Annotated in this window: 22 protein-coding genes; 7 read left to right on the forward strand and 15 right to left on the reverse strand. The window is 69.3% G+C overall.

Annotation, left to right across the window (positions count from 1 at the left end; translation table 11 throughout):
• Window positions 1-5: 5 nt before the first annotated feature.
• Genes GA0116996_RS05050 through GA0116996_RS05060 form a run of 3 tightly spaced genes read right to left on the reverse strand, consistent with a single transcriptional unit; the run spans window position 6 to window position 7,885 of the window.
• A complete protein-coding gene (locus GA0116996_RS05050; protein WP_092307867.1) occupies window positions 6-3,314 on the reverse strand; it encodes an efflux RND transporter permease subunit in 3,309 nt (1,102 codons plus the stop codon).
• Between the two features lie 2 nt (window positions 3,315-3,316).
• Complete coding sequence (locus tag GA0116996_RS05055) at window positions 3,317-6,439, reverse strand: MdtB/MuxB family multidrug efflux RND transporter permease subunit (protein ID WP_092307869.1); 3,123 nt, start codon at window positions 6,437-6,439, stop codon at window positions 3,317-3,319.
• A 9-nt stretch (window positions 6,440-6,448) separates the two neighbouring features.
• Window positions 6,449-7,885 (reverse strand): MdtA/MuxA family multidrug efflux RND transporter periplasmic adaptor subunit, encoded by a 1,437-nt coding sequence (locus GA0116996_RS05060; RefSeq protein ID WP_092307871.1) that lies wholly within the window; start codon window positions 7,883-7,885, stop codon window positions 6,449-6,451.
• Window positions 7,886-8,220: 335 nt separating this feature from the next.
• Between GA0116996_RS05060 and GA0116996_RS05065 the strand changes: the two genes are divergently transcribed.
• Together GA0116996_RS05065 and GA0116996_RS05070 are read left to right on the forward strand one after the other, a co-directional pair.
• The gene (locus GA0116996_RS05065) at window positions 8,221-8,964 is read left to right on the forward strand and encodes a response regulator (protein WP_092307873.1); all 744 of its coding nucleotides are present in this window, start codon (window positions 8,221-8,223) and stop codon (window positions 8,962-8,964) included.
• A gap of 47 nt (window positions 8,965-9,011) precedes the next feature.
• On the forward strand, window positions 9,012-10,283 hold the full coding sequence (locus GA0116996_RS05070; protein WP_092307875.1) for an ATP-binding protein: 1,272 nt from the start codon (window positions 9,012-9,014) through the stop codon (window positions 10,281-10,283).
• 108 nt (window positions 10,284-10,391) lie between these two features.
• Here the strand turns inward: GA0116996_RS05070 and plsY are convergent, their stop codons facing one another.
• The 6 genes from plsY to GA0116996_RS05100 form a co-directional block, all read right to left on the reverse strand.
• Complete coding sequence (gene plsY, locus GA0116996_RS05075; RefSeq protein WP_092307877.1) at window positions 10,392-11,000, reverse strand: glycerol-3-phosphate 1-O-acyltransferase PlsY; 609 nt, start codon at window positions 10,998-11,000, stop codon at window positions 10,392-10,394.
• A 124-nt stretch (window positions 11,001-11,124) separates the two neighbouring features.
• The gene (locus GA0116996_RS05080) at window positions 11,125-11,616 is read right to left on the reverse strand and encodes an aminoacyl-tRNA deacylase (protein WP_092307879.1); all 492 of its coding nucleotides are present in this window, start codon (window positions 11,614-11,616) and stop codon (window positions 11,125-11,127) included.
• Between the two features lie 24 nt (window positions 11,617-11,640).
• On the reverse strand, window positions 11,641-12,579 hold the full coding sequence (gene xerD, locus GA0116996_RS05085) for a site-specific tyrosine recombinase XerD (protein ID WP_092307881.1): 939 nt from the start codon (window positions 12,577-12,579) through the stop codon (window positions 11,641-11,643).
• A complete protein-coding gene (locus GA0116996_RS05090) occupies window positions 12,576-13,055 on the reverse strand; it encodes a methylated-DNA--[protein]-cysteine S-methyltransferase (RefSeq protein WP_092307883.1) in 480 nt (159 codons plus the stop codon). The genes xerD and GA0116996_RS05090 overlap by 4 nt, the downstream gene beginning before the upstream one ends.
• 105 nt (window positions 13,056-13,160) lie before the next feature.
• Window positions 13,161-14,129, reverse strand: coding sequence for a tripartite tricarboxylate transporter substrate binding protein BugE (locus tag GA0116996_RS05095; RefSeq protein WP_092307885.1), 969 nt, complete (start codon window positions 14,127-14,129; stop codon window positions 13,161-13,163).
• Window positions 14,130-14,232: 103 nt separating this feature from the next.
• Window positions 14,233-14,928, reverse strand: coding sequence for a chalcone isomerase family protein (locus GA0116996_RS05100; protein WP_092307887.1), 696 nt, complete (start codon window positions 14,926-14,928; stop codon window positions 14,233-14,235).
• 158 nt (window positions 14,929-15,086) lie between these two features.
• Between GA0116996_RS05100 and GA0116996_RS05105 the strand changes: the two genes are divergently transcribed.
• Window positions 15,087-15,980: an AEC family transporter gene (locus GA0116996_RS05105; RefSeq protein WP_092307889.1), complete on the forward strand. Its 894-nt coding sequence runs from the start codon at window positions 15,087-15,089 to the stop codon at window positions 15,978-15,980.
• Between the two features lie 21 nt (window positions 15,981-16,001).
• On the opposite strand, the gene queG is transcribed toward GA0116996_RS05105, so the two are convergent.
• On the reverse strand, window positions 16,002-17,216 hold the full coding sequence (queG, locus tag GA0116996_RS05110; RefSeq protein WP_092307891.1) for a tRNA epoxyqueuosine(34) reductase QueG: 1,215 nt from the start codon (window positions 17,214-17,216) through the stop codon (window positions 16,002-16,004).
• A gap of 16 nt (window positions 17,217-17,232) precedes the next feature.
• On the opposite strand from queG, the gene tsaE reads away from it, so the two are divergent.
• Both tsaE and GA0116996_RS05120 read left to right on the forward strand, forming a co-directional pair.
• On the forward strand, window positions 17,233-17,745 hold the full coding sequence (gene tsaE, locus GA0116996_RS05115) for a tRNA (adenosine(37)-N6)-threonylcarbamoyltransferase complex ATPase subunit type 1 TsaE (protein ID WP_092307893.1): 513 nt from the start codon (window positions 17,233-17,235) through the stop codon (window positions 17,743-17,745).
• The gene (locus GA0116996_RS05120) at window positions 17,739-19,241 is read left to right on the forward strand and encodes an N-acetylmuramoyl-L-alanine amidase (protein ID WP_092307895.1); all 1,503 of its coding nucleotides are present in this window, start codon (window positions 17,739-17,741) and stop codon (window positions 19,239-19,241) included. Before tsaE ends, GA0116996_RS05120 begins: the two co-directional genes overlap by 7 nt.
• Before the next feature lie 66 nt (window positions 19,242-19,307).
• Here the strand turns inward: GA0116996_RS05120 and GA0116996_RS05125 are convergent, their stop codons facing one another.
• A complete protein-coding gene (locus GA0116996_RS05125; RefSeq protein WP_092307897.1) occupies window positions 19,308-20,333 on the reverse strand; it encodes a bile acid:sodium symporter family protein in 1,026 nt (341 codons plus the stop codon).
• Window positions 20,334-20,436: 103 nt separating this feature from the next.
• Between GA0116996_RS05125 and GA0116996_RS05130 the strand changes: the two genes are divergently transcribed.
• Entirely contained in the window at window positions 20,437-21,354 is a 918-nt protein-coding gene (locus tag GA0116996_RS05130) for a LysR family transcriptional regulator (RefSeq protein WP_092307899.1), read from the forward strand.
• 33 nt (window positions 21,355-21,387) lie between these two features.
• Here GA0116996_RS05130 and GA0116996_RS05135 read toward each other — a convergent pair whose 3' ends face one another.
• A complete protein-coding gene (locus GA0116996_RS05135; protein WP_092307900.1) occupies window positions 21,388-22,167 on the reverse strand; it encodes a class I SAM-dependent methyltransferase in 780 nt (259 codons plus the stop codon).
• A gap of 159 nt (window positions 22,168-22,326) precedes the next feature.
• Between GA0116996_RS05135 and GA0116996_RS05140 the strand changes: the two genes are divergently transcribed.
• The gene (locus GA0116996_RS05140) at window positions 22,327-23,136 is read left to right on the forward strand and encodes an MmyB family transcriptional regulator (RefSeq protein ID WP_092307902.1); all 810 of its coding nucleotides are present in this window, start codon (window positions 22,327-22,329) and stop codon (window positions 23,134-23,136) included.
• An 18-nt stretch (window positions 23,137-23,154) separates the two neighbouring features.
• Here the strand turns inward: GA0116996_RS05140 and GA0116996_RS05145 are convergent, their stop codons facing one another.
• From GA0116996_RS05145 to kdsB, 3 genes are all read right to left on the reverse strand, one after another.
• Window positions 23,155-23,913 (reverse strand): 3-hydroxyacyl-CoA dehydrogenase, encoded by a 759-nt coding sequence (locus GA0116996_RS05145; protein ID WP_092307903.1) that lies wholly within the window; start codon window positions 23,911-23,913, stop codon window positions 23,155-23,157.
• 174 nt (window positions 23,914-24,087) lie between these two features.
• On the reverse strand, window positions 24,088-24,753 hold the full coding sequence (adk, locus tag GA0116996_RS05150) for an adenylate kinase (RefSeq protein ID WP_018008913.1): 666 nt from the start codon (window positions 24,751-24,753) through the stop codon (window positions 24,088-24,090).
• A gap of 402 nt (window positions 24,754-25,155) precedes the next feature.
• Entirely contained in the window at window positions 25,156-25,965 is an 810-nt protein-coding gene (kdsB, locus tag GA0116996_RS05155) for a 3-deoxy-manno-octulosonate cytidylyltransferase (RefSeq protein WP_092307905.1), read from the reverse strand.
• Window positions 25,966-25,969 lie beyond the last annotated feature (4 nt).

Raw genomic sequence — 25,969 nt, forward strand, 5'->3', positions numbered from 1 at the left:
CATTACTAAACGGCGGCCGGCTGGTCGGGCGTGCCGGCGCCGCCGGTGCCACGCCTGCGCTGGCGCCAGGCCTTGACCTTCAGGCGCCAGCGGTCCAGCGTCAGGTAGACCACCGGCGTGGTGTACAGCGTCAGCAGCTGGCTCACCACCAGCCCGCCGACAATGGAAATGCCCAGCGGCGCGCGCAGCTCGGCGCCGTCGCCGCGGCCCAGTGCCAGCGGCACCGCGCCCAGCAGCGCGGCCATGGTGGTCATCAGGATCGGGCGGAAGCGCAGCAGGCAGGCGCGGTAGATGGCGTCGCGCGGCGACAGCCCCTCGCGCCGCTCGGCGTCGATGGCGAAGTCGATCATCATGATCGCGTTCTTCTTGACGATGCCGATCAGCAGGATCACGCCGATCAGCGCGATGATGCTGAAGTCGGTCTTCGAGGCCAGCAGCGCCAGCAGCGCGCCCACGCCGGCCGACGGCAGCGTCGACAGGATGGTGAGCGGGTGGACATAGCTTTCATACAGCACGCCCAGCACGATATAGATCGTGATCAGCGCCGCCAGGATCAGGATCGGCTGGCTCTTGAGCGAGTCCTGGAACGCCTTGGCGCCGCCCTGGAAGTTGGCGCGCAGGGTCTCGGGCGCACCGATGCGCGCCATCTCGCGGTTGATGGCGTCGGTTGCCTGGGACAGCGAAGTCCCTTCGGCCAGGTTGAACGAGATCGTCGAGGCCGCGAACTGGCCCTGGTGGTTCACGCCCAGCGGCGTGCTGCTCGGCGTCACGCGCGCGAACGCGGCCAGCGGCACGCGGTTGCCGTTGCCGGTGACGACATAGATGTCCTTGAGCGCATCGGGCCCCTGCAGGTATTCCTGGCTCAGTTCCATCACCACGCGGTACTGGTTCAGCGGATGGTAGATGGTCGACACCAGCCGCTGGCCGAAGGCATCGTTCAGCACCGCATCGACCTGCTGCGCGGTCACGCCCAGGCGCGAGGCCGCGTCGCGGTCGATGATCACCGAGGTCTGCAGGCCCTTGTCGTTGGTGTCGGTGTCGATATCCTCCAGCCCCTTCAGGTTGGACAGCGCCGCGCGCACCTTGGGCTCCCACGCGCGCAGCACCTCGAGGTCGTCGGACTGCAGCGTGAACTGGTATTGCGAGCTGCTCTGGCGCCCGCCCACGCGGATGTCCTGCACCGACTGCAGGAACAGGCTGGCGCCGGGCTCCTTGGCCAGCTTGCCGCGCAGCCGCGCAATGATGGCGTCGGCCGATTCCTTGCGCTCCGACAGCGGCTTGAGCGTGACGAACATCTGCCCGGTATTGCGCTGCGAGCCGCCGGTAAAGCCGGTCACGTTGACCACCGCCGGGTCGGACTGGACGATCTTGATGAAGTTGTCGAGCTTGCCGCGCATGGCCTGGAACGACGTGGCCTGGTCGGCGCGGATAAAGCCGATCAGCCGCCCGGTGTCCTGCTGCGGGAAAAAGCCCTTGGGCACGATCACATACAGGTAGACGTTGAGCGCGATGGTGGCGAGCAGCACCAGCCATACCAGCGGGCTGAGCCGCAGCGCCGTGGACAGCGAACGCGCATAGCCGTCATGCAGCCACTGGAACATGCGCTCGGTGGCGCGGAAGAAGCGTCCCTGCCGTTCCGGCTCCACCTGCCGCAGCATGCGCGCGCACATCATCGGCGTGGTGGTCAGCGAGACCACCAGCGACACCAGGATCGCCACCGACAGCGTGATCGCGAATTCCTGGAACAGCCTGCCGACGATGCCGCCCATCATCAGCAGCGGGATAAACACCGCGATCAGCGACAGGCTCATCGACAGCACCGTGAAGCCGACCTCGCGCGCGCCGCGCAGCGCCGCCGCCAGCGGCTTCATGCCTTCCTCGATATGGCGCGAGATGTTCTCAAGCACGACGATGGCATCGTCGACGACGAAGCCGGTGGCGATGGTCAGCGCCATCAGCGACAGGTTGTTGAGCGAGAACCCGGCCAGGTACATCACCGAGAACGTGCCGATCAGCGATACCGGCACCGCCACGCTGGGAATCAGGGTGGCGCGCACGTTGCGCAGGAACACGAACACCACCATGATCACCAGCGCCACCGAGATCATCAGCGTGTGCTCGACCTCGCGCAGCGAGGCGCGGATGGTGGGCGTGCGGTCCATCATCACGTCCATCGAGATCGCCGCCGGGATCATCTTCTGCAGCTGCGGCAGCATCTCGTTGACGCGGTCGACGGTCTCGATGATGTTGGCGCCGGGCGAGCGGTTCAGCACTAGCAGCACCGACGGCTTGCCGTTGGCCGAGCCGGCGTTGCGGATGTCCTGCACCGAATCCACCACGTTGGCCACATCGCGCAGGCGCACCGGCACAGCGAACGAATTCGGGCCGCTGGTGGCGCTGGTGCCGCCGGTGGCGCCGCTGGTGATGGTGGTGGTGCCGCTGCTGGTGGTCAGCGTGGTCACGGTGACGCCGTTGACCACCTTGGTGCTGACGCCGCCGCTGGCGGTGGCGTTGGCGGTGCTGGCGATCAGCGCGCCAGCCGACGCCGACGAATACGTGCCCGGCGTGGCGTAGCGGATGATCAGCGGCATGTAGTCTTCCGCCTTCATGGCCTGGTCGTTGGCGTAGACCTGCCAGTTGTTGCGGGCGTTTTCCAGCGTGCCCAGCGGCCGGTTGGCGTTGGTCGCGCTGATGGTGTTGCGCACATCCTCGAGCGAGATGCCGTAGTTGTTCAGCGCGGTCGGGTTCAGTTCGACCCGCACCGCCGGCAGCGAGGCGCCGCCGATGGTGACCTGGCCCACGCCTTCGACCTGCGACAGCTTCTGCGCCAGGATGGTCGAGGCCGCGTCGTAGAGCTGCCCGCGCGTCATGGTCGGCGAGGTCAGCGCGATGATCATGATCGGCGCGTCGGCCGGGTTGACCTTGCGGTAGGTCGGGTTGTTGGGCAGGCTGGTCGGCAGCGTCGCCCGCGAGGCGTTGATGGCGGCCTGCACGTCGCGCGCGGCGCCGTCGATATTGCGCGACAGGTCGAACTGCAGCGTCACCCGGGTCGAGCCCAGCGAGCTGCTCGAGGTGATCTCGGTCACCCCGGCGATGGTGCCGAGCGCGCGCTCCAGCGGCGTGGCCACGGTGGCGGCCATGGTTTCCGGGCTGGCGCCTGGCAGCGACGCCGACACCGAGATGGTGGGGAAGTCCACCTGCGGCAGCGGCGACACCGGCAGCAGCCGCAGCGCCGCCAGCCCTGCCAGCAGGATGCCAAGCGTGAGCAGCGCGGTCGCGACCGGGCGGTGGATAAAGGCGGCCGAAAGGTTCATGGTCAGACCGGCTCCTCGCCCGTGCCGCCTTCCTCCGGATCGCCGAAGCGGCGCTTGCGCCAGCCCTTCACGCGCGTCGCCACGCGGTCGAAGGCCAGGTAGATCACCGGCGTGGTGAACAGCGTCAGCACCTGGCTGACCAGCAGGCCGCCGACCATGGTCACGCCCAGCGGCCGGCGCAGTTCGCTGCCGATGCCCGAGCCCAGCATCAGCGGCAGCGCCGCCAGCAACGCGGCCATGGTGGTCATCAGGATCGGGCGGAAGCGCAGCAGGCAGGCCTGGAAGATCGCGTCGCGCGGCGACATGCCCTGCTCGCGCTCGGCCTCGAGCGCGAAGTCGATCATCATGATCGCGTTCTTCTTGACGATGCCGATCAGCAGGATGATGCCGATGATGGCGATGATGCCCAGGTCCATCCCCGCCACCAGCAGCGCCAGCAGCGCGCCGACGCCGGCCGACGGCAGCGTCGACAGGATCGTGACCGGGTGGATGGTGCTTTCATACAGCACGCCCAGCACGATATACATGGTCACCACCGCGGCCAGGATCAGCCACAGCGTGTTCGACAGCGACGCGCGGAACGCCAGCGCCGCGCCCTGGAAGCTGGTCTGCATCGAGATCGGCAGGCCCAGTTCCTGTTCCACCTTGGTGATCTTGTCGACTGCCGCGCCCAGCGATTCGCCGGGTGCCAGGTTGAACGAGATCGTCGCCGCCGGGAACTGCCCCTGGTGGTTGATCACCAGCGGCCCGGTGCGCTCGGTGATGCGCGCGAACGCGCCCAGCGGCACCTGTCCGCCGGAAGAGGAGGGCAGGCGCAGCTCGGCCAGCGATTGCGGGCTGGTGCGGAATTCCGGCATGGTCTCGAGCACCACGCGGTACTGGCTCGACTGCGTGAAGATGGTCGACACCAGCCGCTGGCCGAAGGCGCTGTACAGCGCGCTGTCGATCACCGCGGTGGTGATGCCGAAGCGCGCCGCGGCGTCGCGGTCGATATCGACGTACGCGCGCAGGCCGTTGTTCTGCTGGTCGCTGGTGACGTCGCGCAGCTCCGGCTCCTGGCGCAGGCGCTCCACCAGTTTCGGCACCCAGGTGGCGAGCGTCTCGGGGTCCGGATCTTCCACCGTGAACTGGTACTGCGTGCGCGAGACCTTGTCCTCGATGGTCAGGTCCTGCACCGGCTGCGTGAACAGCGACACGCCGCCGAGGCTCTGCACCGACTGCTGCAGGCGCTGCGTGACCACGTCGATCGGGTCGCGCTCGCCCTTGGGCTTGAGGTTGATCAGCATGCGCCCGGCGTTGAGCGTGGTGTTGCTGCCATCCACGCCGATAAACGACGACAGGCTGGCCACCGCCGGGTCCTGCATCACCACCTTGGCCACCGCCTCCTGCTTGCGCGCCATGGCGCTGAACGAGGTGGTCTGCGCCGCTTCGGTGATGCCCTGGATCACGCCGGTGTCCTGCACCGGGAAGAAGCCCTTGGGCACCAGCAGGTACAGCAGCACGGTCAGCGCCAGCGTGGCCACTGCCACCACCAGCGTCGCCTTCTGGCGCTCGAGCACCCACTCCAGCCCGCGGCCGTAGCGCTCGATCACGTTGTCGAAGAAGCGGCCGGTGGCGCGGTGGAAGCGCGACAGCTTTTCTTCCGGCACATGGTGCAGCAGGCGCGCGCACATCATCGGCGTGAGCGTCAGCGACACCACCGCCGAGATCAGGATCGACACCGCCAGTGTGATCGCGAACTCGCGGAACAGGCGCCCGACCACGTCGCCCATGAACAGCAGCGGGATCAGCACCGCCACCAGCGAGAAGGTCAGCGAGATGATGGTGAAGCCGATCTGCTTCGAGCCCTTCAGCGCCGCCTGCATCGGCGAGTCGCCCTTCTCGATGTAGCGCATGATGTTCTCGATCATCACGATCGCGTCATCGACGACGAAGCCGGTGGCGATGGTCAGCGCCATCAGCGTCAGGTTGTTGATCGAGAAGCCGGCCAGGTACATCACGCCAAAGGTGCCGACCAGCGACAGCGGCACCGCAACGCCCGGGATGATGGTGGCGGGGATATTGCGCAGGAACAGGAAGATCACCAGCACCACCAGCGCGATCGCCAGCAGCAGCTCGAACTGCACGTCCTCGACCGAGGCGCGGATGGTGGTGGTGCGGTCGGTCAGCAGCTGCACGTGGACCGACGCCGGCAGCGCGTTCTGCAGCTGCGGCAGCAGCGCCTTGATGCGGTCGACCACCTCGATCACGTTGGCGCCGGGCTGGCGCTGGATGTTCAGCACGATCGCGGGCTTGTCGTTGGCCCACGCGGCCAGGCGGCTGTTCTCGGGGCCGTCGACGATCTCGGCCACGTCGGTGATGCGGATCGGCGCGCCGTTCTTGTAGCCCAGGATGATCTGGCGGTATTCGTCGGCGGAGCGCAGCTGGTCGTTGGCGTCGATGGTGGAGGCGCGCTGCGGGCCGTCGAAGCTGCCCTTGGCGCCGTTGACGTTGGCGGAACCGATCGCGGTGCGCAGGTCGTCGATCGACATGCCCAGCGATGCCAGCGCGGCCGGGTTGGCCTGGATCCGCACCGCCGGGCGCTGGCCGCCGCTGATGGTGACCAGGCCCACGCCCTGGATCTGCGAGATCTTCTGCGCCACGCGCGTGTCGACCATGTCCTGCAGCTTGGGCAGCGGCATGGTGTCGGAGGTCATGGCGATGGTCATGATCGGCGCGTCGGCCGGGTTGACCTTGCTGTAGACCGGCGGCATCGGCAGGTCCGAAGGCAACAGGTTGCTGCCGGCATTGATGGCGGCCTGCACCTCCTGCTCGGCCACGTCCAGCGGCAGTGTCAGCTCGAACTGCAGCGTGATCACCGAGGCGCCGCCCGACGAGGACGACGACATCTGCTTCAGGCCCGGCATCTGCCCGAACTGGCGCTCCAGCGGCGCGGTCACCGACGAGGTCATCACGTCCGGGCTGGCGCCGGGGTAGAGCGTGGTGACCTGGATGGTGGGGTAGTCGACCTCGGGCAGCGCCGACAGCGGCAGCAGCCGGTAGGCCACCAGCCCGGACAGCAGGATGGCCAGCATCAGCAGCGCCGTGGCGACCGGGCGCTCGATGAAGAGGCGGGACGGGTTCATGCGGCGTCCTTACTGCTGCGGCGTGCGCGCGGCCGGTGCGCTGGCGCCGGCTTCGCGTTGGCGGCGGCGTTCGCCTTGCGGTGCCGAAGCGCCCGCCGCGCCGGCATCGGCCTGCGCAGCGCTGGCACCGCCAGCACCATCTCGATGGCGCCGCCCGCGCGCGCGCGGCTGGCTGGCCGGCACCACCGCGGCGGCGCGCGCCGCCGGGTCGACGGTTTCGACCGTCATGCCTTCCTTGAGCCGGTCGGCGCCGTCGACCACCACGCGCTGGCCCGGCTCGAGCCCCTTGAGCACCGCGGTACGGGTGCCGTCGCCGGGCCCCAGCTCGACCACCTGCACCTTGACCTTGCTGGCTTGGTCGACGGTGTAGACAAAGGTGCCCTGCTGGCCGCGCTGGATCGCCGCCACCGGGATCACGGTGGCATCCCGGAGCGTATCGACGCGCGTGCGCACGTTGACGAACTGGTTGGGGAACAGCATGCCGTCGGCGTTGGGGAACACCGCCTTGAGCTTGACCGTGCCGGTGGTGGTGTCGATCTGGTTGTCGGTGGTCAGCAGCTCGCCTTCGCCGAGCTGGTTGCGCACCTGGCGGTCCCAGGCCTGCACCGGCAGCTTTTCGCCGGCGTTGAGCTTTTTCAGCACCGAGGGCAGGTTGTCCTCGGGGATGGTGTACATCACCGCGATCGGCTGGATCTGCGTGATCAGCGCGATGCCGTTGGTGTCGCTGGTATTGACGATATTGCCGGGATCGACCTGGCGCAGGCCGATGCGGCCCGACACCGGCGCCACGATCCGGGTGTAGCCCAGCTGCAGGCGCGCGTTGGCGACATTGCCCTGGTCGGTCTTGACCACGCCCTCGTACTGGCGCACCAGCGCGTCCTGGGTATCGACCTGCTGCTTGGAGATCGAATCCTGGCCCAGCAGCGTGCGGTAGCGCTGCTGGTCCAGCCGTGCGTTCTGCAGCAGCGCCTGGTCGCGCGCCAGCTGCCCCACGGCCTGGTCGAGCGCGGCCTGGAACGGGCGCGGGTCGATCTCGGCCAGCACGTCGCCGGCCTTGACCATCTGGCCTTCCCTGAACAGGACCTTGAGCAGCGGCCCGGACACCTGCGCGCGCACGGTCACGTTCGAGACCGGGGTGACGTTGCCGAGCCCGTTCAGGACCACGTCCATGTCGCGCTGGGCCACGGTGGCGACCACCACCGGCGAGCGCGGCATGCCGGCACGACCGCCGGGGCCGCCAGGGCCTGCCGACGCGGGCCCGCTGGCACCGCCCGGGCCCGCCGCGGTGCCCCGGGGGGCGTCGCCGCGGTGCGCATACCAGTACCAGCCGCCCCCGGCCAGCAACAGCACCAGCAGCCCGGCATAGAGCCGGCGCCGGTTCCGGCGCGGCGGGCGCGAAGACGGGGAGGGGGAGGGGTTAGGTTGGCCTGGTTCGGGGTTGGACATGTACGCAATCCTGGAAACGGTGCGCGCGGCGCACCGTCATGTTCTGCTGGCAAGTGACGATGCCGCAGTATGCCGCATCGCCATGGGCGCCGGCCGGCCCGGCGGGGCAGCGCGCGCAAGGGCCGCCGGCGTGCCGGCGCGTGCCGTGCGGCGCGCATCGGGCGGCGCTGACGGCAAGTCATGCGGCAAGGATAATGTGCGGGCGCGGACGCCCGTATTTCGGCGCCCGGCGCTTTTATTACAGAGGATTACCAGCGGCCCGGGTGTAACCTCCGGAAACAATACCGCCCGGCCGATCCGGCGTGTGCGCCGCCCGGGCTGACTATCATGTGCCTATGCGAACGAACCAGCCTACCCAGATCCTTGTCGTCGACGACGATCCCGAACTGCGCGACCTGCTGCGTGAATACCTGACCCAGCAGGGCTTCGCGGTCTCGGTGATGCATGACGGCGACGGCCTGCAGGCGCGCCTGGAGCGCGAGCGGCCGGCGCTGATCGTGCTGGACCTGATGATGCCCAAGGTCGACGGCCTGACCGCGCTGCGCAACCTGCGCGCCCGGAACGACGATATCCCGGTGATCCTGCTCACCGCCCGCAGCGACGAGATCGACCGCATCGTCGGCCTCGAGATCGGCGCCGACGACTATCTCGGCAAGCCGTTCTCGCCGCGCGAGCTGCTGGCGCGCATCAACGCCGTGCTGCGCCGCAAGCTGGCGCGCCCGGCGGCGGCGCCCGAGGACCGCGAGTCGGTGGCCTTCGGGCCGTTCCGCGTCAACTTCCGCCAGCGCATGCTGACGCGTGCCGGCCAGGCGCTGTCGATCAGCGATACCGAGTTCGCGCTGCTCAAGCTGCTGCTGATGCATCCGCTCGAAGTGCTGTCGCGCGAGCGCATCGTCGAGCTGATGTACGGCAGCGCCAGCGGCATCAGCGACCGCGGCATCGACGTGCAGATCTGGCGCCTGCGCCGGCTGCTGGACGAGGACGCGCAGCGCCCGCGCTATATCCAGACCGTGCGCGGCCGCGGCTACACCTTCGTGCCCGACGAAGCGGAAGAGATTCCCGCGGGCCTCCCCGAATAACCCGGCGCCGGCGCCACGAATAGCCCCCGGCGAGGACCTGCTTTCCGATGAAGTTGCGACGTATCGATACCCTGTTCGGCCGCATTGCGCTGCTGATCGCCGCGGTGCTGGTGATCAGCCATTTCTCGTGGCTGGCCATCCTGCGCATGGACCGGCGCCAGCAGCAGGTCGACTATTCGGTGGAGCAGATGCTGTTCCAGCTCGACAGCATCGAGCGCGCGCTCGATGCGCGCCCGCCCGCCAAGCTGCCCAGCCTGGTGGAAACCGCCAACACCGCCGATGCCGACGAGCACGCCACCGCGCCCAAGGGCGGCCGCTCGCGCCGGCTGGTGGAGCAGTTCATCAGCCGCCTGCCGCAAGGCACCGAGATCCGGCTGGAGGACGAGACCACGCCGCGCATCTGGATCAAGCTGCCGGACCGCGCCGACTGGATCGCGATGCCGATCCTGTGGGTCCACAACCCGCCGCCGGACAACCGGCTGGTGCCGGGGGTGATGCTGGTGGTGGGCGTGGCGATCGTGTTCGCCGTGCTGATCGCGTGGCAGATCCAGCGCCCGGTGCGCGACATGGCCAACGCGGCCGCGCTGCTGTCGCGCCAGCACGCCGTACCGCCGCTGCGCGAGCGCGGCCCGCACGAGCTGCGCCAGCTGATCGAGCGCTTCAACCGCATGGTGGCCGACCTCGCGCGCATCGACCAGGAACGCAACACCATGCTGGCCGGCATCGCCCACGACCTGAAGACGCCGCTGGCGCGGCTGCGCCTGCGCGCCGAGATGCTGGCCGATCCCAAGGCCGCCGCCGGGGTCACGCGCGACGTCGATTCGATGGCGGCCATCGTCGAGCAGTTCCTGAGCTTCGCGCAGACCAGCGAGTCCACCGCGCGGCCGGTGCCGGTGGACCGGCGCGTCAACGAGCTGGCCGCCTCGCTGGCCGAGCAGGAGCGCCAGGTGGTGCTGTCGCTGGGCGCGGGCGAGGGCTTCCGCATGATCGCCACGCAGCTGGACCGCATCGTCGGCAACCTGGTCGACAACGCCTACGCCTATGGCAAGCCGCCGGTCTGCATCGCGACCTCGCGCACGCCCGACGGCTACATGCTGGTGGTGGAAGACCAGGGCGACGGCATTCCCGACCACGACATGGAACGCGCCACGCTGCCGTTCGTGCGGCTCGACCCGGCGCGCGGCGGTAATGCGCACTCCGGGCTGGGGCTGGCGATCGTCGACCGGCTGGTGCGGCAGGCGGGGGGGAAGCTCAACCTGGTGAATGCCGAGGGGGGCGGGTTGAGGGTGGAGATGCTGTTTGGGGCGGCTACGGCTTGATGCGGGCGGCTGTGGCCCGATGATCGCTTGCCTGCTCCCTCTCCCGCGTGCGGGAGAGGGGAGCAAACCGGCCGCATGTGGTCGCGCGCAGCCGTTTGCGTCAATTCTTCAAACCTTCTTCTTCTCCCCGATCCGGCTTTCCTTGCCCGCCAGCAGCTTGGCAATGTTCTGCCGGTGCCGCGCGATCAGCAGCACGCTGATGACGAAGATCGCTCCGGCCATCACGTCGACGCCGTTCATCAGCACATGGAAGAACGGCGCGAAGATCGCCGCCACCAGCGCCGCCAGCGACGAATAGCGGAAGAAGAAGGCGATGATCAGCCAGGTGGCCAGCGTGCCCAGGCCCAGGATCGGATTGATCGCCAGCAGGATGCCGGCCGCGGTGGCCACGCCCTTGCCGCCGGCGAAGCGGTGGAATACGGGGAACAGGTGGCCGAGGAACACCGCCAGCGCCACCATGGCCAGGCCGGTGTCGTTGAGGCCGTAAGCCGGGCCGAAACGCGCCGCCAGCCAGACCGCCAGCCAGCCTTTCAGGGCATCGCCGATCAGCGTCAGGATCGCCGCCTTCTTGTTGCCGGTGCGCAGCACGTTGGTGGCGCCGGGGTTGCCCGAGCCGTAGGAATGCGGATCCGGCAGCCCCATCAGCTTGCTGACGACCACAGCGAAGGAAACGGAGCCGATCAGGTAGGCGGCAAGGGCAAAAAGCAGATTGGCCATGTGGAGTGGGATGTTTTCAGGCTGGCGCGATTGTAGCGCGGCGGGGGCCTGGCCACGACCGTGACTACCCGGATTGGCGTGGAGGCTTGCTTCGGTCTGAAGCGGCGCCACGCGGCTGGCAAGTTCAGTCCGGCAGCGCGCACTGCACCGGCTGGGCGTCGAGCAGCGCGGGCAGCAGCTTCGGATCCAGGCTGACCAGGTAGCCGCGGCGCCCGCCGTTGATATAGATGCGCGCCAGCTCCAGCACGGTCGCTTCCACAAACACCGGCATGCGCTTCCTGGTGCCGAACGGCGAGGTGCCGCCCACCAGGTAGCCGCTGTGCCGCTGCGCCACCTCGGGCTTGCACGGCTGCACGCTCTTGCGCGCGGACTGGCGCGCCAGGTTCTTGGTCGAGACCGAGCAATCGCCGTGCATCAGCACCACCAGCGGCTGCGCGCGCTCGTCTTCCATGATCAGGGTCTTGATCACGTCATGCTCGGGCACGCCCAGCTGGCGCGCCGATTCGCCGGTGCCGCCATGCTCGACGTAGTCATAGGGGTGTTCGCCGAAGGCCACGCCTTGCTTGCGCAGGAACTGGGTGGCAGGGGTTTCGGACACGTGCTTGTTCTTGCTCATGGCGATGGGGTCGCTCAGTGCCGCTCAGCCGCGCGGATGGTGCTGCTGGTGCAGCTCGCGCAGGCGCTCGCGCGCAACGTGGGTATAGATCTGGGTGGTGGAGATATCGGCGTGGCCCAGCAGCAGCTGCACCACGCGCAGGTCGGCGCCGTGGTTGAGCAGGTGCGTGGCAAAGGCATGCCGCAGCGTGTGCGGCGACAGCGGGGCATGCACGCCGGCGTCGCGCGCATGGCGCTTGATCAGGTGCCAGAACGCCTGCCGCGTCATGCCCTCGCCGCGCTGCGTGACGAACAGCGCGTCGCAGGCGCGCCCGGCCAGCAGCACCGGACGTGCGCCGGCCAGGTAGCGCCGCAGCCAGTCGCCGGCCTGCTGGCCGAACGGCACCAGGCGCTCCTTGTCGCCCTTGCCGCCGACCACGCGCGCCACGCCCTCGTTCAGGCCGATCTCGACGGTCTTCATCTGGGTCAGTTCCGACACGCGCAGGCCGCTGGCGTACATCAGCTCGAGCATGGTGCGGTCGCGCAGGCCCAGCGGGGTCTCGGTGTCGGGCGCCTCCAGCAGCGCGTCGACCTGGGCCTCGGTCAGGGTCTTGGGGTAGCGTGGCGGCTGCTTGGCGGGGCGCAGCAGCAGGCAGGGGTCGGTCTGCACCAGGTGCTCGCGCAGCGCCCACTGGTAGAAGCGGCGGAACACCGCCAGGCGCCGGTTGGCCGACGACGCTCGGGTCTGCGTATGGCGCGCGCTGAAGTACGCCGACAGCGCGCCGTCGTCGGCGCCGAGCAGTTCGCCGCGCTGCTCCTGCTGCAGCCAGCGCGCCAGCAGCGTCAGGTCGCGCCGGTAGGCATCGATGGTGTTGCGCGAGAGCCCGTCTTCCAGCCACAGCGCATCGCAGAAGCGGCTGACCAGGGCCACGTCGGCAGCGCTGGCGACGGCGGTGAGCTCGGCTGGCGCCGGGGCGCCGCTCATATCAGCATGGCGCCCTCATGGCGCAGCAGCCAGCGTTTGACGTCGAGGTAGAAGCCGTCCTCGGCATGGTGCGAGAACCCGCCGATGCCGCGCGCCGAGACCACGCGATGGCATGGCACCAGGATCGGGAACGGGTTCTGCCCGCAGGCCTGGCCGACCGCGCGCGGCATCGCGCCGATGGCTTCGGCGATGGTGCCGTAGGTGGTGGTCGCGCCGCGCGGCACGGCGCAGATGGCCTGCCACACGCGCTGCTGGAAGGCACTGCCGGCGGCGGCCAGCGGCACGTCGAAGGCGGTGTCGGGATCGTCGTAATAGGCCGCCAGCTGCGCCGCGAGCCGCTGCGTCAGCGCATCGGCCGGCGCAAGCGCCTCGACGTGCCCGGGAAGGTACACGATGCCCCGGATGCGCGCGCCGTCCGTGCGCACGCCGATCTTGCCGAACGGGGCGGTAAGGATGGCGTCGTAGGTGGCGGGCATGGCGGTCAGGCTGGGGCGAATGCTGGATTTTAGTGCTTTTTGGCGGGGGCAGAAAAAAGGCCGCCTTGCGGCGGCCCTTTGGCGGTTGGTGTCACACCGGCCGGATTACTGCTCCAGCTTGATGTTCTGCACCTTGACCAGGTTCTTCATCTTGTCGAATTCCTTCTTGATCTCGGCCGCGTGCTGCGCCGGCGTGTTGCCCGACGGCTCGGCGCCGGCGGTGCGCAGGCGCTGCTGGAAGTCCTTGTCCTGCAGGGCCTTGACCGCGGCTTCGTTGAGCTTCTTGATGACCTCGTCAGGCGTGCCGGCCGGCGCCACCAGGCCGTACCAGGCCGGATCGTTCGGCTCCTTCAGGCCCATTTCGCCGAAGGTCGGCACGTCCGGCAGCGAGTCCAGCCGCTTGTTCCAGGCCACTACCAGCGGGCGCAGCTTGCCGGCCTTGATGTAGGGCATCGACGACGGCAGGTTGTCGACCATGATCGGCACCTGGCCGGCCAGCACGTCGTTCAGTGCCGGGCCCGCGCCGCGGTACGGGATATGGACCATGAAGGTCTTGGTCGAGACCTTGAACTGCTCGCCCAGCATGTGGCCGAAGCCGCAGGTGCCCGACGATGCGTACGAATACTTGCCCGGGTTGGCCTTCAGCACGGCCAGGAACTCCTTGTAGTCCTTGGCCGGGAAGCTCGGGTTCACCGCGATCACGTTGGCCACGTTGGCCAGGTTGGTGATGGGCTTGAAGTCCTTGATCGGGTCGTACGACAGCTTGGGGTTGCAGGCCGGGTTCACGGCCATGGTCGAGACCGTCGAGATGCCGATGGTGTAGCCGTCCGGCGCGGCCTTGGCGATGGCGTCGGCGCCGATCGAACCGCCCCCGCCGGCGCGGTTTTCCACCACCACCGGCTGGCCCAGGATGCGGCTCATCTGGTCCGCCGCGCCACGGCCGACGATGTCGGTGGTGCCGCCGGGTGCGAACGGAATGATCAGGCGGATCGGCTTGGTGGGGTAGCTCTGGGCTTGCGCCGCGGTGGCGGCGGCCGCCAGGGCCAGGGTCAGTGCGAGTTTGCCAGCTTGCATGAGATCATGTCTCCCGTCAGAAATCCGGGCAGGGTGCCGCCCGGAAGCAAAAAAACCGTCGCAGTGCCACAGGTCGGGCGGTGCGTCGGCAGCGTAATCTGGGTCAGCCGCCCAGCAGGCCGCGCTTGACGCCGGCGTCGACCGGGCGTTCGCCCAGGAACACCCGCAGCAGGGCCTGGTAAAAGTCTTCGCCGGGAATCGGCCGGCCGCGCGGCGTGCCGTTGATGGCGACGACCGTCCCCGTCTGCGGGGAAAAATCCAGGTTGATGACATCGCCCTTGTGCGCGGTGCCGATCTCGCCCAGGGTGCGCTCGAACTGTACCAGCCGCGCCGCCAGGCCCTGCATCTGCGCCTCGCTGTGGTTGTCGCGCATGCCCTGGCGGATCGCGCGCACCACCGCCGGCGGCTCGGTCTCGCGCAGGATGCGTAACTGTAGCCGCTTGGCGCCGGAGGTGCCCAGTACCACGGCCGCGTTGCGGGCCTTTTCCTCCAGGTACAGCGCGGCCACGTAGCCCTTGGTCAGGAAGCCGGTGCGCAGCGCCGCGCCATTGAGCTGCAGTTCCTTGCCGCCCACGCGCGCGGCATCGTCGAAGCGTACGCCGGCGATCTCGACCGCGCGCGCCGGCCCCGGCACGGCATGCACCACGGCCACGGCGCCGAGCGCCGCCAGCACGACAGCCAGGCGCAGGCGGCGGCCCGGCCGGAAGCCAGGGCGGAAGCGGGAGCGGAGGAGGGTGTCCACGCGCGTGCGCGCGGAACGGATGCGGGACAACATGGCGGCAGGCGTACAACTTGGCATGCCATGCTGCCCGAAATCTGGAAAAATACCTATCCGTATCTGCCCTAGTCTGCACATTCCGGCTTTGTTGCCGTTATCTCTCCGCGCCGCTGCTTCTGTGCGACGGCTGCGCGGGCAGTTGCAGCGCCATGCCACTGCCACCACAACTACAACCCCAGATGTCTTCCGCCCTCCTGCTGGTCCCGGACTTCAGCCTGATCCTGATCGGCTGGCTGCTGGTGCGCTATTCCCCCTTCGACCGCGCCTTCTGGGGCGGGGTGGAGCGGCTGGTCTACTTCGTGCTGTTCCCGGCGCTGCTGCTGCAGTCGACCAATACCGCGGTGCTCGATTTCTCGTCGACCTCGGCCATGCTGGGGCTGGCGCTGCTGGTGCTGGCTACTGGCCTGGCCGGCGGCTACGCCGTCAAATGGGTGCTGCGCCCGGACCCGGTCAGCTTTGCCTCGGGGCTGCAGACCGCGTTCCGCTTCAATTCCTATATCGGGCTGGCGCTGGCCGCGCGGCTGGGCGGCTCCGAAGGCCTGGCGCTGATGGCGCTGATCGTCGGCTGTACCGTGCCGCTGTGCAACGTGGCCGCGGTGTGGGCGCTGGCCCGGCATGGCCAGGCCGCGCTGTGGAAGGAACTGGCGCGCAATCCGCTGATCCTGGCCACCGCCGGCGGCCTGGCGACCAACCTGATGGGGCTGCACGCGCCCGAGGTGCTGGGCATGACGCTGAACCGGCTGGGCTCGGCGTCGACCGCGCTGGGCCTGATGACGGTGGGCGCCGGGCTGCAGATGAGCGGCGCCACCGGCACCGCCGGGCCGGTGGCGTGGTGGACCGGGGTCAAGCTGGTGGCGATGCCGTGCGTGGCATGGCTGGTGGGGCGGCACCTGCCGCTGACCGCGCTGCAGTACCAGATCGTGGTGCTGTACGCCTCGCTGCCGACCGCCTCCAGTGCCTACATCCTGGCCGTGCGCATGGGCGGCAACGGGCCGATGGTGGCGGCGACGATCTCGCTGATGACGGTGGCGGCGATCGTCACCACGCCGCTGTGGCTGGCGCTGGTGAGCTGATCCGAGCGGGGCGGTTGGAGATCAGCCGCCCGGTTGCGCCGGCGGCCCGCCCTGCGCCAGGGCCCAGTCGATATGTTCCTGCACCATGGGCGTGGCGGTCTCGCGCCGCGCCAGCAGTGCGGCGCGGATGCGCGCGGCCAGTGCCGCGTCCTCGGCGCGCATGCCCGACAGCGCCGTGCGCAGGCTGTTGCCCAGTCCCACCGCCAGGTTGCGCAGCCAGCGCTCGTGGCCGATGCGGCGGATCGGGCTGCCCTCGAGGCGCTGGTTGAATTCCGCTTCGGTCCATTGGAACAGCGCCACCATGTCGGGTGCGTCCAGGCCATTGCGCACGTCGAAGTCCGGCACCGTGGCCACGTGCGCGAACTTGTTCCACGGGCAGGCCAGCTGGCAGTCGTCGCAGCCGTAGACGCGGTTGCCCATCGGTGCGCGGAATTCCACCGGGATCGCGCCCTTGTGCTCGATGGTGAGGTAGGAAATGCAGCGGCGCGCATCCAGCCGGTAGGGCGCGACGATGGCGCGCGTGGGGCAGATGTCCAGGCAGCGGTGGCAGCTGCCGCAATGGCCCGACTCGGGCGGATCGGCGGGCAGCGGGATGTCGACCAGGATCTCGCCGAGGAAGAACATCGAGCCGCCATCGCGGTCCAGCAGCAGCGTATGCTTGCCGCGCCAGCCCAGTCCGCCCTGGCTGGCCAGCGCCACTTCCATCACCGGGGCCGAATCGGTAAAGACGCGGTAGCCGAACTTGCCGATCTCGGCCTCGATCCGGGTGGCCAGCTGCTGCAGGCGGCTGCGCAGCACCTTGTGATAGTCGCGTCCGCGTGCGTACAGCGACACCACCGCGGTGGCCGGGTCGTCCAGCCGCGCCAGCTCGTGGCGGCGCCAGTCGGCGGCCTGCGCGTGCGCGCCGGCGACCGGGACATAGGGCATGCGCGCCACGATCGCGCGCACCGTGCCGGGCACCAGTTCCGCCGGACGGGCGCGCCGCAGGCCGTGGTTGGCCATATAATCCATGTCGCCGTGGTAGCCCTGCGCCAGCCAGGCCAGCAGTCCGGGCTCGGCGTGCGCGAGGTCGACATCGGCGATGCGCACCGAGGCAAAGCCCAGCGCCGCGCCCCATGCGCGGATCGACGCGGCCAGTGCCGCAAGCTCCCCCGGGCCCGCGGCCGCATGGCCGCTGGTGTCTGGTACTGGTGTGGGCGGCGCATCCGCCTGCCCCGGGGCGACTCGGTCGATCATTCCTGAATTGTACGCAATGCCCTTGCTCGAAGAACGTACCCTGACGCTGCCCGACGAAGCCGCCACCGCGCGCCTGGGCGCCGCGCTGGCCGCCGCCGTGCAGGCGATGCCGCCGCGCACGGTGCATGTGCAGCTGTCCGGCGACCTGGGCGCCGGCAAGACCACGCTGTCGCGCGCAGTGCTGCGCGCGCTGGGCCATGCGGGCAAGGTCCGCAGCCCTACCTATACGCTGTGCGAGCCCTATGACGTCGCTCGCGCCGACGGCTCGCCGCTGACGGTCTACCACTTCGACCTGTACCGCTTTGCCGATCCCGAAGAGTGGCTCGACGCGGGTTTTCGCGACTGCTTCGCCGAACCGGCCTTCAACCTGGTCGAGTGGCCGGAAAAGGCCGGGCGCCTGCTGGGGGAACCCGACCTGCACGTGTTGCTCCAATCGGACATGGCCGGCGCCGATGACACCCGCGAGCGGCGGATCGCGACGATGCGCGCCTATACTCCCACTGGACTTACCTTGCTGAACGCATGCTGATCAAGCGACTTGCCACCGACCGCCCCGATGGACCCGACGGCCTGCTGCAGGCGCGCCGCAAATGGATGGCGCAGGCACTGAAGCTGGGCGCGGGCACCGCCGTCCTGACGCTGGCCGGTCCGCAGATCGCGTTCGGCGCCGGCATCGTCGCGGTGCGCGTGTGGCCGGCGGAGGACTACACCCGCGTCACCATCGAATCCGATACGCCGCTGGCCGCGGTGCACCAGATGATCCGCGACCCCGACCGGCTGGTGGTGGACATCGACGGCCTTGACCTGTCGCCCACGCTGCGCGAGCTGGTGGCCAAGATCACGCCGAACGACCCGTATATCCAGACCGTGCGCGTCGGCCAGAACCGCCCGCGCGTGGTCCGCATGGTGTTCGACCTGAAGGAAAACGTGGCGCCGCAGGTATTCACGCTGGCGCCCATCGGCAGCTACCGCAACCGGCTGGTGTTCGACCTGTACCCGGTCAACCCGCCCGACCCGCTGTGGAAGCTGGTGCGCGACACCGAGGAAAAGCAGCGCCGCTTTGCGACATCCGACCCGGCGCCGGGCGCCGAAGGCATCGCCGGCGCCCCGGCCGGCGCGGAGGAAGACGCCATCGGCGCGCTGGTGCGCCGCTTTGACGAGAAGGGCGAGATGCCGCCCACCACCGCGCCACTGCCGCCACCGGTGGCCGCGGCCCGGCCGAAGCCGTCGGCACCGCCGGTGCCGGCCCCGAACGCGCCGGTGGTGCCGCCGGTCGCGCGCGACAATCCCACCGCCGAGCGGCCGTTCAAGATGCGCCGCCTGCTGACCGTGGCGATCGACCCCGGCCATGGCGGCGAAGACCCGGGCGCGATCGGCGCGGCCGGCTCGCGCGAGAAAGACGTGGTGCTGCAGATCGCGCACCGGCTGCGCGCCAAGATCGACGCCCAGCCCAATATGCGCGCGATGATGACGCGCGACGCCGATTTCTTCGTGCCGCTGAACGTGCGCGTGCAGAAGGCGCGCCGCGTGCAGGCAGACCTGTTCGTGTCGATCCACGCCGACGCCTTCCTGTCGCCCGAGGCGCGCGGCGCGTCGGTGTTCGCGCTGTCCGAGCGCGGCGCGTCCAGTACCGCGGCGCGCTGGCTGGCCAACAAGGAAAACGCCTCCGACCTGATCGGCGGCGCCAACATGGGCAACAAGGATGCGCAGGTGGCGCGCGTGCTGCTGGACCTGTCGACCACCGCGCAGATCAACGACAGCCTGCTGGTGGGCAAGGCCGTGCTGGGCGAGATCGGCGGCATCAACAAGCTGCACAAGGCCCACGTCGAACAAGCCGGGTTTGCCGTGCTGAAGGCCCCGGATATTCCCTCGATCCTGATCGAGACCGCCTTCATCAGCAATCCGGAAGAAGAGCGCAAGCTCAACGACAACGCGCACCAGGAACAGCTGGCCAATGCCATCCTGAAGGGCATCCGCTCGTACTTCGCGCGCAATCCGCCGCTGTCGAAGAATCCGTCGGTCTGACCCGCCGCGCGGGCGGCAGGCACAAAAAAACCGGGGCATGCCCCGGTTTTTTCATGGCGGCGGGCTTCAGGCACGCGCCGTGGCCTGGTCCTCCAGCAGCGCATCGCGGTTGGCATAGCGCGACGCGATCACCGAGCAGACGATCAGCTGCAGCTGGTGGTAGACCATCAGCGGCAGCACCAGCAAGCCCAGCGCCGGATGGCCGGCAAACAGGATCTTGGCCATCGGGATGCCGTTGGCCAGGCTCTTCTTCGAGCCGCAGAACACCGCGGTGATCTCGTCCTCGACCGCAAAGCCCAGGCGGCGCGCGGTCAGCGTGGTGAAGCCCAGCACCACGAACAGCAGCACCGCGGCAATCCCCATCACCGCGCCGATGGTCTGCCACTGGTACTGGTGCCACAGGCCTTCGGCGGTGGCGTCGCAGAACGACGAGTAGACGATCAGCACGATCACGCCGCGGTCGATCTTGTTGGTGATGTGCTTCTTTTTGGCGAGCCAGCTGCCGATCAGCGGGCGCAGCAGCTGCCCCAGCGCGAACGGCAGCAGCAGCTGCAGCGCCACGCCGGTCAGCGCCTTGCCCAGCGGCATCGAGGCGCCGCTGGCGCTGATCACCAGCCCCATCAGCAGCGGCGTCACCAGCATGCCGATCAGACCCGAAATGGTGGCGTTGAAGATCGCGCCCGAGACATTGCCGCGCGCCATCGAGGTCATGGCCACCGACGACGACACCGTGGACGGCAGCGCGCACAGGAAGAACACGCCCAGCAGCAGGTCGGCCGGCAGCGTATTGCGCAGCGACAGCATCAGCAGCGCGCCCACCACCGGGAACACCACGTAGGTGAAGACCTGCACGAACACATGCAGGCGCCAGTGCTTCGCGCCCGCCACCAGCTTGTCGCGCGACAGCGCCGCGCCGTGCAGGAAGAACACCAGTGCCACGCCCAGGCTGGTCACCACGCCAAGGTGCAGCGGGCCGTCGCCGGTGCCCAGTTCGGGCGCGGCGAGCGCGATGGCGATGGCGGTCAGCATGACGAGCACAAAGCCGTCGATCAGGTCATAGAGCTTCTTGAGATTGCGGACAATACGGGACATGACTGCGGTGAAATCCTGCGATGTTAGGGTTTTGCCTAGTATTGGACGCTAGCCGGGTCTAGAATGCAAATTCATTTATAGAATCTATTTATCCGCTTGTTGCATGAATTACACATTGCGTCAGTTGCGTGTGTTCCTGGCGGTGGCCAGCAGTGGCGGCTTCAGCCGGGCCGCGGACGCCGTCGGACTGACCCAGCCGGCAGTCAGCCGGGGCGTTGCCGAGCTGGAAGACGCGCTCGGCGTGCGCCTGCTGGACCGCACCACGCGCGAAGTGGTGCTGACCGAGGCCGGCCATGCGCTGGCACCGGCGCTGGAGCGACTGCTCGGGCAACTGGACGACACCCTCGAAGAAACGCGGCAGCTCGGTGAGCGCTATCGCGGCCGTGTAGTAATAGCCGGTGCACCGACCATCTCCGCCCGCCTGATGCCGCTCTACGTGGCCGCCTGCGCCGCGCAATATCCGGAAATCCGCCTGACCGTGCGCGATAACGTCCAGGCCGACGGGCTGGAGCAGGTCCGCGCCGGCGCGGTGGACTTCGGCGTGCTGATCGACCCGCTGGTGCGCGACGGATTGCTGGTGGAGCCGGTGGCGACCGACCCGTTCTGCTTCGTATGCCGGCGCGACCATCCGCTGGCGCAGGCGGAATCGGTGCCGTGGTCGGCGCTGCATGGGATGCGGCTGGTGCTGCTGGACTTCGCCTCGGGCAGCCGGCCACTGATCGACCGCGTGTTCGGCCGCCATGGCGTGGTGCCGCACGTGGTGCAGGAGCTGGGCCATTCGGCCAGCGTGTTCGGCATGGTCGAGGCCGGCATCGGCGCGTCGGTGCTGCCGTCGTTCTCGCTGCCGCTGCCGGCGGCGTCCCCGCTGGTGTGGCGCCCGCTGGTGCCGCGCGAGGAACGCAGCATCGTCATGGTGCGGCGCGAGGACCGCTCCTTGTCGCCGGCCGCGGCGGCGGTGTGGGAGCTGGTGCGGCGCCTGACGGTTCGGGCCGAGGCGCCGACGATCAGCGCCGCGGCCTGAATCGCTGAAGCGCCTGCGTCCGGACAGATCCGGTCAGCGCGCGGTGACCATCACCGCTTCCAGCTCGAAGCTGCCGTCTGCCTGCACGCGATAGTGCTCGCGCACTTCCGCTGGCGCGACCTGCCACAGGTGCCGGATCGCGTCCACCGCCACCGCCGGCGTGCGCATGCGCTGCACCCAGCTGTCGAAATCGATGCCGATGCGCCAAGTCCCCGATACGGCAATGCCATCCGCGGCAAAACGCGCGGCTTCGAACATCGCGCGCCAGCCCGCCGGCGTGTAGTCGCGTACGTGCGAAGGGTCGCGCAGCAACTCGACCGATTGCAGCCAGGTATCGCGCAGCGGGTCCGGCGCGCCGGCGATGTCGATCAGCACCACCTTGCCGCCGGGCTTGAGCACGCGGCGGATCTCGGTCAGCGCCGCCGGCACGTCGCGCCAGTGGTGCGCGCTCATGCGCGACACCACCGCGCAGAAGCTGGCATCGTCGAACGGCAGTTGCTCGGCCGCGCCCTGGCGGGTGCGCACGTTGGCCAGCCCGCGCTCGCGCGCCGCGGCCTCGACCACGGCCAGCATGTCGGCCGACAAATCGTAAGCGGTCACCTCGCCCGCCACCGCCGCGGCGGCAAAGCTGGCATGGCCGGCGCCGCAACCGAGATCGAGCACGCGGCTGCGCGCGCGGTTGGCCGCGGGAATCAGCGCGGCCAGTTCGTCCTTCAGTTGCTGCAGGTCCGCGCCGCTGGCGTGGACCGCGCTGGTGAGATAGGCGCTGGCGGTGGCGCCGAACTGGGCGGCGACGAGTTCCTGTTGCTGCATGGTGCTGGGCTCCTTGGGCCGCGGCCGAGCCAGGTCGGGCGGGCGCTGTCGTTGTCGGGGACGGGACTTGCCCGCGAGGCGGGTTCGGCATACTGTAGGCGGGCCATTTTCCCGGTACAAGTCATCGCTTTATCCTGGTATAAACGCCACCAGCCTGCCATGCCGCCACCCGCCCGACCTGAAGACCCGCCATCCTCGCCAGCCTCGCGCGAAGCCGTGCTCGGCGCCTTCCTGCGCGCGCACCGCGAACGCATGGCGCCGGCGGACGTGGGGCTGGCGCCAGGCCGGCGCCGGCGCACGCCGGGGCTGCGCCGCGAGGAAGTCGCGCAGCTGGCAGGACTGAGCACAACGTGGGTGACATGGCTGGAGCAGGGCCGGCCGGTAGCTCTTTCGGCGCGCGCGCTGGCCAGCCTGGCCGCGGCGCTGCGGCTGTCGCGCGCCGAGCGCGCCTACCTGTTCGAGCTGGCCGGCCGGCGCGATCCGCAGCACGCCGCCGGCGAGCCGGTGCCGCCCGCGGTGCTGGCCAGCGTGCATGCCATCGACGGACCGGCGTACCTGCTCGACCGTCAATGGACCGCGCTGGCCTGGAACGCCGCGGCCGCGGCGTTGTTCACCGGCTGGCTCGACGACGCCGCCACCGAGCGCAACCTGCTGCGCGCGATGTTCCTGTCGCCGGCGCTGCAGGCACTGGTGCAAGACTGGCCGCACCGCGCCGCGCGCCTGGTGGCCGAATTCCGCGCGCACAGCATCCGCCACGCCGATGCGGCGCCGACGCGGGCATTGATCGAGGGATTGATGGCGGAGAGCGCGGACTTCCGCGCCGCCTGGCTGTCGCAGGACGTGGAAGAGCGCGAGGGCGGGCGCCGCGGCTTTCGCCATCCACGCCAGGGCGCGCTGCAGTTCGAGCAGCTGACGCTGGTGCCGGCGGCGGCGCCGGGGCTGATGCTGGTGATGCTGCTGCCCGGCTGAGCGGGCAGCGGGCGGCGCTTACTTGGGCTGCATCCGGATCGCCCCGTCCAGGCGGATCACCTCGCCGTTGAGCATGGGGTTCTCGATGATCGAGCGCGCCAGCTTCGCATATTCGGCGGGCCGCCCCAGCCGCGACGGGAACGGCACCATCTTGCCCAGCGCGTCCTGCACCTCCTGCGGCATGCCCAGCAGCATCGGGGTCTCGAACAGCCCCGGGGCGATGGTCATGCAGCGCACGCCATCGCGCGCCAGGTCGCGCGCGATCGCCAGCGTCATGCCGACCACGCCGCCCTTGGACGCGGCATAGGCGGCCTGGCCGATCTGCCCGTCGAAGGCCGCCACCGAGGCGGTATTGATGATCACGCCGCGCTCGCCCTCGCTGTCGGGGGTGTTCTGCACCATCGCCGCGGCGGCCAGGCGGATCATGTTGAAGGTGCCGATCAGGTTGATGCGGATGGTCTTGTCGAAGGCATCGAGCGGGTGCGGGCCGTTCTTGCCGACGGTCTTGTTGGCGGTGGCAATGCCAGCGCAATTGATTAGCCCGGCGAGACGCCCAAGGGACTGGGCCGCCGCGACCGCGGCCTGGCCATCGGCTTCCGAGGTCACGTCGCAGCGCACGAACCGGCCGCCGGTTTCGGCCGCCAGGGCCTGGCCGGCGGCCTCGTTCAGGTCGGCGATGACGACCCTGGCGCCGGATTCGGCCAGCAGGCGGGCGCTGCCGGCGCCAAGGCCGGACGCGCCGCCGGTGATGATGAATACGTTGTCCTTGATTTCCACGATGGTGTCTCCTCGGTGTGATTGCCGTTTACGTAAACGTCAATATTGTACGGGCCAAGGCGTGGCATGCAAGGGGTATCAAGGGTGGTTTCGGGTGGGCTGTATACGGGGCTAAAAATGAAAAAGCGGCCGGAAGGCCGCTTTTTCAATCGTGGTGCACTGGCGAAGAACCGGTTACTTCAGCGCCTCGAACACCCGCGCCGTGATCTCGTCCACGTTGCCGACGCCCAGGATCTTGCGGTACTTCGGCGGCGCCACCTTGGCCGCGGCGTCGCCGTTGGCGGCCCATGCCGAGTAGTAGTCGACCAGCGGGCGGGTTTGCTGCGAATAGACGTCGAGGCGCTTCTTGACGGTCTCTTCCTTGTCGTCGTCGCGCTGGATCAGCGGCTCGCCGGTCTCGTCGTCGACGCCTTCCGCCTTGGGCGGGTTGTACTTGAGGTGATAGGTGCGGCCCGATGCCACGTGCACGCGGCGCCCGCTCATGCGTTCGATGATGGCGTCGAACGGCACGTCGATCTCGAGCACGTAGTCGATTGCCACGCCCGCGTCCTTCATCGCCTCGGCTTGCGGAATGGTGCGCGGGAAGCCGTCGAACAGGTAGCCGCTCTTGCAGTCGTCCTGCTTCAGGCGGTCCTTCACCAGGCCGATGATGATGTCGTCCGACACCAGTCCGCCCGCGTCCATGACCTTCTTGGCTTCCACGCCCAGCGGCGTGCCGGCCTTCACCGCGGCGCGCAGCATGTCGCCCGTGGAGATTTGCGGAATGCCGAACTTCTCGCAGATGAACTTGGCTTGCGTGCCTTTGCCGGCGCCAGGCGCGCCCAACAGGATCAAACGCATTTACGGGTCCTCAGTGTTTTTAATCCGGTATGGCGGGAGATCAGAAGGAGGGTAACGCCGTAACTTGACGCGAGACTGACTGCGGTCCCGGTGCGCGCTGACTGCGTTCAGCGCGGGCACGGCTCAGGCGTACCCACGCGTACGGCCGGCGGCGGCTGCCAGGGGGATGGCGGCGCGGCGCACCGGACGGGCTCTATCTTTATCTCCCCACCGAGCCTTGGCCGGCGGCGCGATTGCTCGCGCCAGCGGGGCGGCTCTGTATCGGCAAGCATTATGCCATGAGGCAGCGGGGATTCGGCCCGAATTCGGCCCCCCGGTTCGGTTGCAGCAGAATCGACCGGAGCGGGCAGGCGCCCGCATGGTGGCCCGGCCGGCACCGGCGCAAACGCCCGGGGATGCCGCTCAGGGCCCTTCCTGTGCCATCGACTGCGCCCACAGCGCGCGCACCCGCTCGAGGTCGGCCTGGGTGTCGACGCCGGGAGCGGGCGCGGCGGCGGTCTGCATCACGGCAATGCGCTCGCCGTGCCACATGGCGCGCAGCTGCTCCAGCGCCTCGGCCTGCTCCAGCGGTGCCGGGGCCAGCGTCGGGAAGCGGCGCAGGAATCCGGCACGATAGGCGTACAGGCCGATATGACGCAGCACCGGCATGTCCGGCAGCGGCACCCGGGCCGACGCGGCGGGCATGGACGGCACGCCGGACCATGCGTCGCGCGCCCACGGAATCGGCGCGCGCGAGAAATACAGCGCGCGCCCGGCGGCGTCGCACACCACCTTGACCACGTTGGGATTGAATACCTCGGCGCTGTCGTGCAGCGGATGGGCCGCGGTGGCGATGGCGCAATCCGCGTGGTGCGCCAGGTGCAGCGCGACTTCGTCGATCAGCGCCGGCTCGATCAGCGGCTCGTCGCCCTGCACGTTGACGACGATGGCGTCATCGGGCAGGCCCAGGTGCGCGGCGACCTCGGACAGGCGGTCGGTGCCGGAGGGGTGGTCGGCGCGGGTCAGCACGGCTTCGATGCCGTGCGCGGCGCAGGCCTGCGCCACCGCGGGCGCGTCGGTGGCGACCACGGTGCGCTGTGCCGACGACGCGTGCGCGCGCTCGGCCACGCGCACCACCATCGGGCGCCCGCCGATATCGGCCAGGGGCTTGTCGGGCAGGCGGGTCGAAGCCAGTCGCGCGGGAATGACGACGGTAAATGCGGGGAGGGTCATGGCC

The organism is Cupriavidus alkaliphilus, assembly GCF_900094595.1.
Taxonomy (GTDB): Bacteria; Pseudomonadota; Gammaproteobacteria; order Burkholderiales; family Burkholderiaceae; genus Cupriavidus; species Cupriavidus alkaliphilus.

What these genes read in the sequence shown, in the direction of transcription:
- GA0116996_RS05050 (WP_092307867.1), bottom strand. Translation starts at nt 3,314, where the DNA reads ATGAACCTTTCGGCCGCCTTTATCCACCGCCCGGTCGCGACCGCGCTG.
- GA0116996_RS05055 (WP_092307869.1), bottom strand. Translation starts at nt 6,439, where the DNA reads ATGAACCCGTCCCGCCTCTTCATCGAGCGCCCGGTCGCCACGGCGCTG.
- GA0116996_RS05060 (WP_092307871.1), bottom strand. Translation starts at nt 7,885, where the DNA reads ATGTCCAACCCCGAACCAGGCCAACCTAACCCCTCCCCCTCCCCGTCT.
- GA0116996_RS05065 (WP_092307873.1), top strand. Translation starts at nt 8,221, where the DNA reads ATGCGAACGAACCAGCCTACCCAGATCCTTGTCGTCGACGACGATCCC.
- GA0116996_RS05070 (WP_092307875.1), top strand. Translation starts at nt 9,012, where the DNA reads ATGAAGTTGCGACGTATCGATACCCTGTTCGGCCGCATTGCGCTGCTG.
- plsY (WP_092307877.1), bottom strand. Translation starts at nt 11,000, where the DNA reads ATGGCCAATCTGCTTTTTGCCCTTGCCGCCTACCTGATCGGCTCCGTT.
- GA0116996_RS05080 (WP_092307879.1), bottom strand. Translation starts at nt 11,616, where the DNA reads ATGAGCAAGAACAAGCACGTGTCCGAAACCCCTGCCACCCAGTTCCTG.
- xerD (WP_092307881.1), bottom strand. Translation starts at nt 12,579, where the DNA reads ATGAGCGGCGCCCCGGCGCCAGCCGAGCTCACCGCCGTCGCCAGCGCT.
- GA0116996_RS05090 (WP_092307883.1), bottom strand. Translation starts at nt 13,055, where the DNA reads ATGCCCGCCACCTACGACGCCATCCTTACCGCCCCGTTCGGCAAGATC.
- GA0116996_RS05095 (WP_092307885.1), bottom strand. Translation starts at nt 14,129, where the DNA reads ATGCAAGCTGGCAAACTCGCACTGACCCTGGCCCTGGCGGCCGCCGCC.
- GA0116996_RS05100 (WP_092307887.1), bottom strand. Translation starts at nt 14,928, where the DNA reads ATGCCAAGTTGTACGCCTGCCGCCATGTTGTCCCGCATCCGTTCCGCG.
- GA0116996_RS05105 (WP_092307889.1), top strand. Translation starts at nt 15,087, where the DNA reads ATGTCTTCCGCCCTCCTGCTGGTCCCGGACTTCAGCCTGATCCTGATC.
- queG (WP_092307891.1), bottom strand. Translation starts at nt 17,216, where the DNA reads ATGATCGACCGAGTCGCCCCGGGGCAGGCGGATGCGCCGCCCACACCA.
- tsaE (WP_092307893.1), top strand. Translation starts at nt 17,233, where the DNA reads ATGCCCTTGCTCGAAGAACGTACCCTGACGCTGCCCGACGAAGCCGCC.
- GA0116996_RS05120 (WP_092307895.1), top strand. Translation starts at nt 17,739, where the DNA reads ATGCTGATCAAGCGACTTGCCACCGACCGCCCCGATGGACCCGACGGC.
- GA0116996_RS05125 (WP_092307897.1), bottom strand. Translation starts at nt 20,333, where the DNA reads ATGTCCCGTATTGTCCGCAATCTCAAGAAGCTCTATGACCTGATCGAC.
- GA0116996_RS05130 (WP_092307899.1), top strand. Translation starts at nt 20,437, where the DNA reads ATGAATTACACATTGCGTCAGTTGCGTGTGTTCCTGGCGGTGGCCAGC.
- GA0116996_RS05135 (WP_092307900.1), bottom strand. Translation starts at nt 22,167, where the DNA reads ATGCAGCAACAGGAACTCGTCGCCGCCCAGTTCGGCGCCACCGCCAGC.
- GA0116996_RS05140 (WP_092307902.1), top strand. Translation starts at nt 22,327, where the DNA reads ATGCCGCCACCCGCCCGACCTGAAGACCCGCCATCCTCGCCAGCCTCG.
- adk (WP_018008913.1), bottom strand. Translation starts at nt 24,753, where the DNA reads ATGCGTTTGATCCTGTTGGGCGCGCCTGGCGCCGGCAAAGGCACGCAA.
- kdsB (WP_092307905.1), bottom strand. Translation starts at nt 25,965, where the DNA reads ATGACCCTCCCCGCATTTACCGTCGTCATTCCCGCGCGACTGGCTTCG.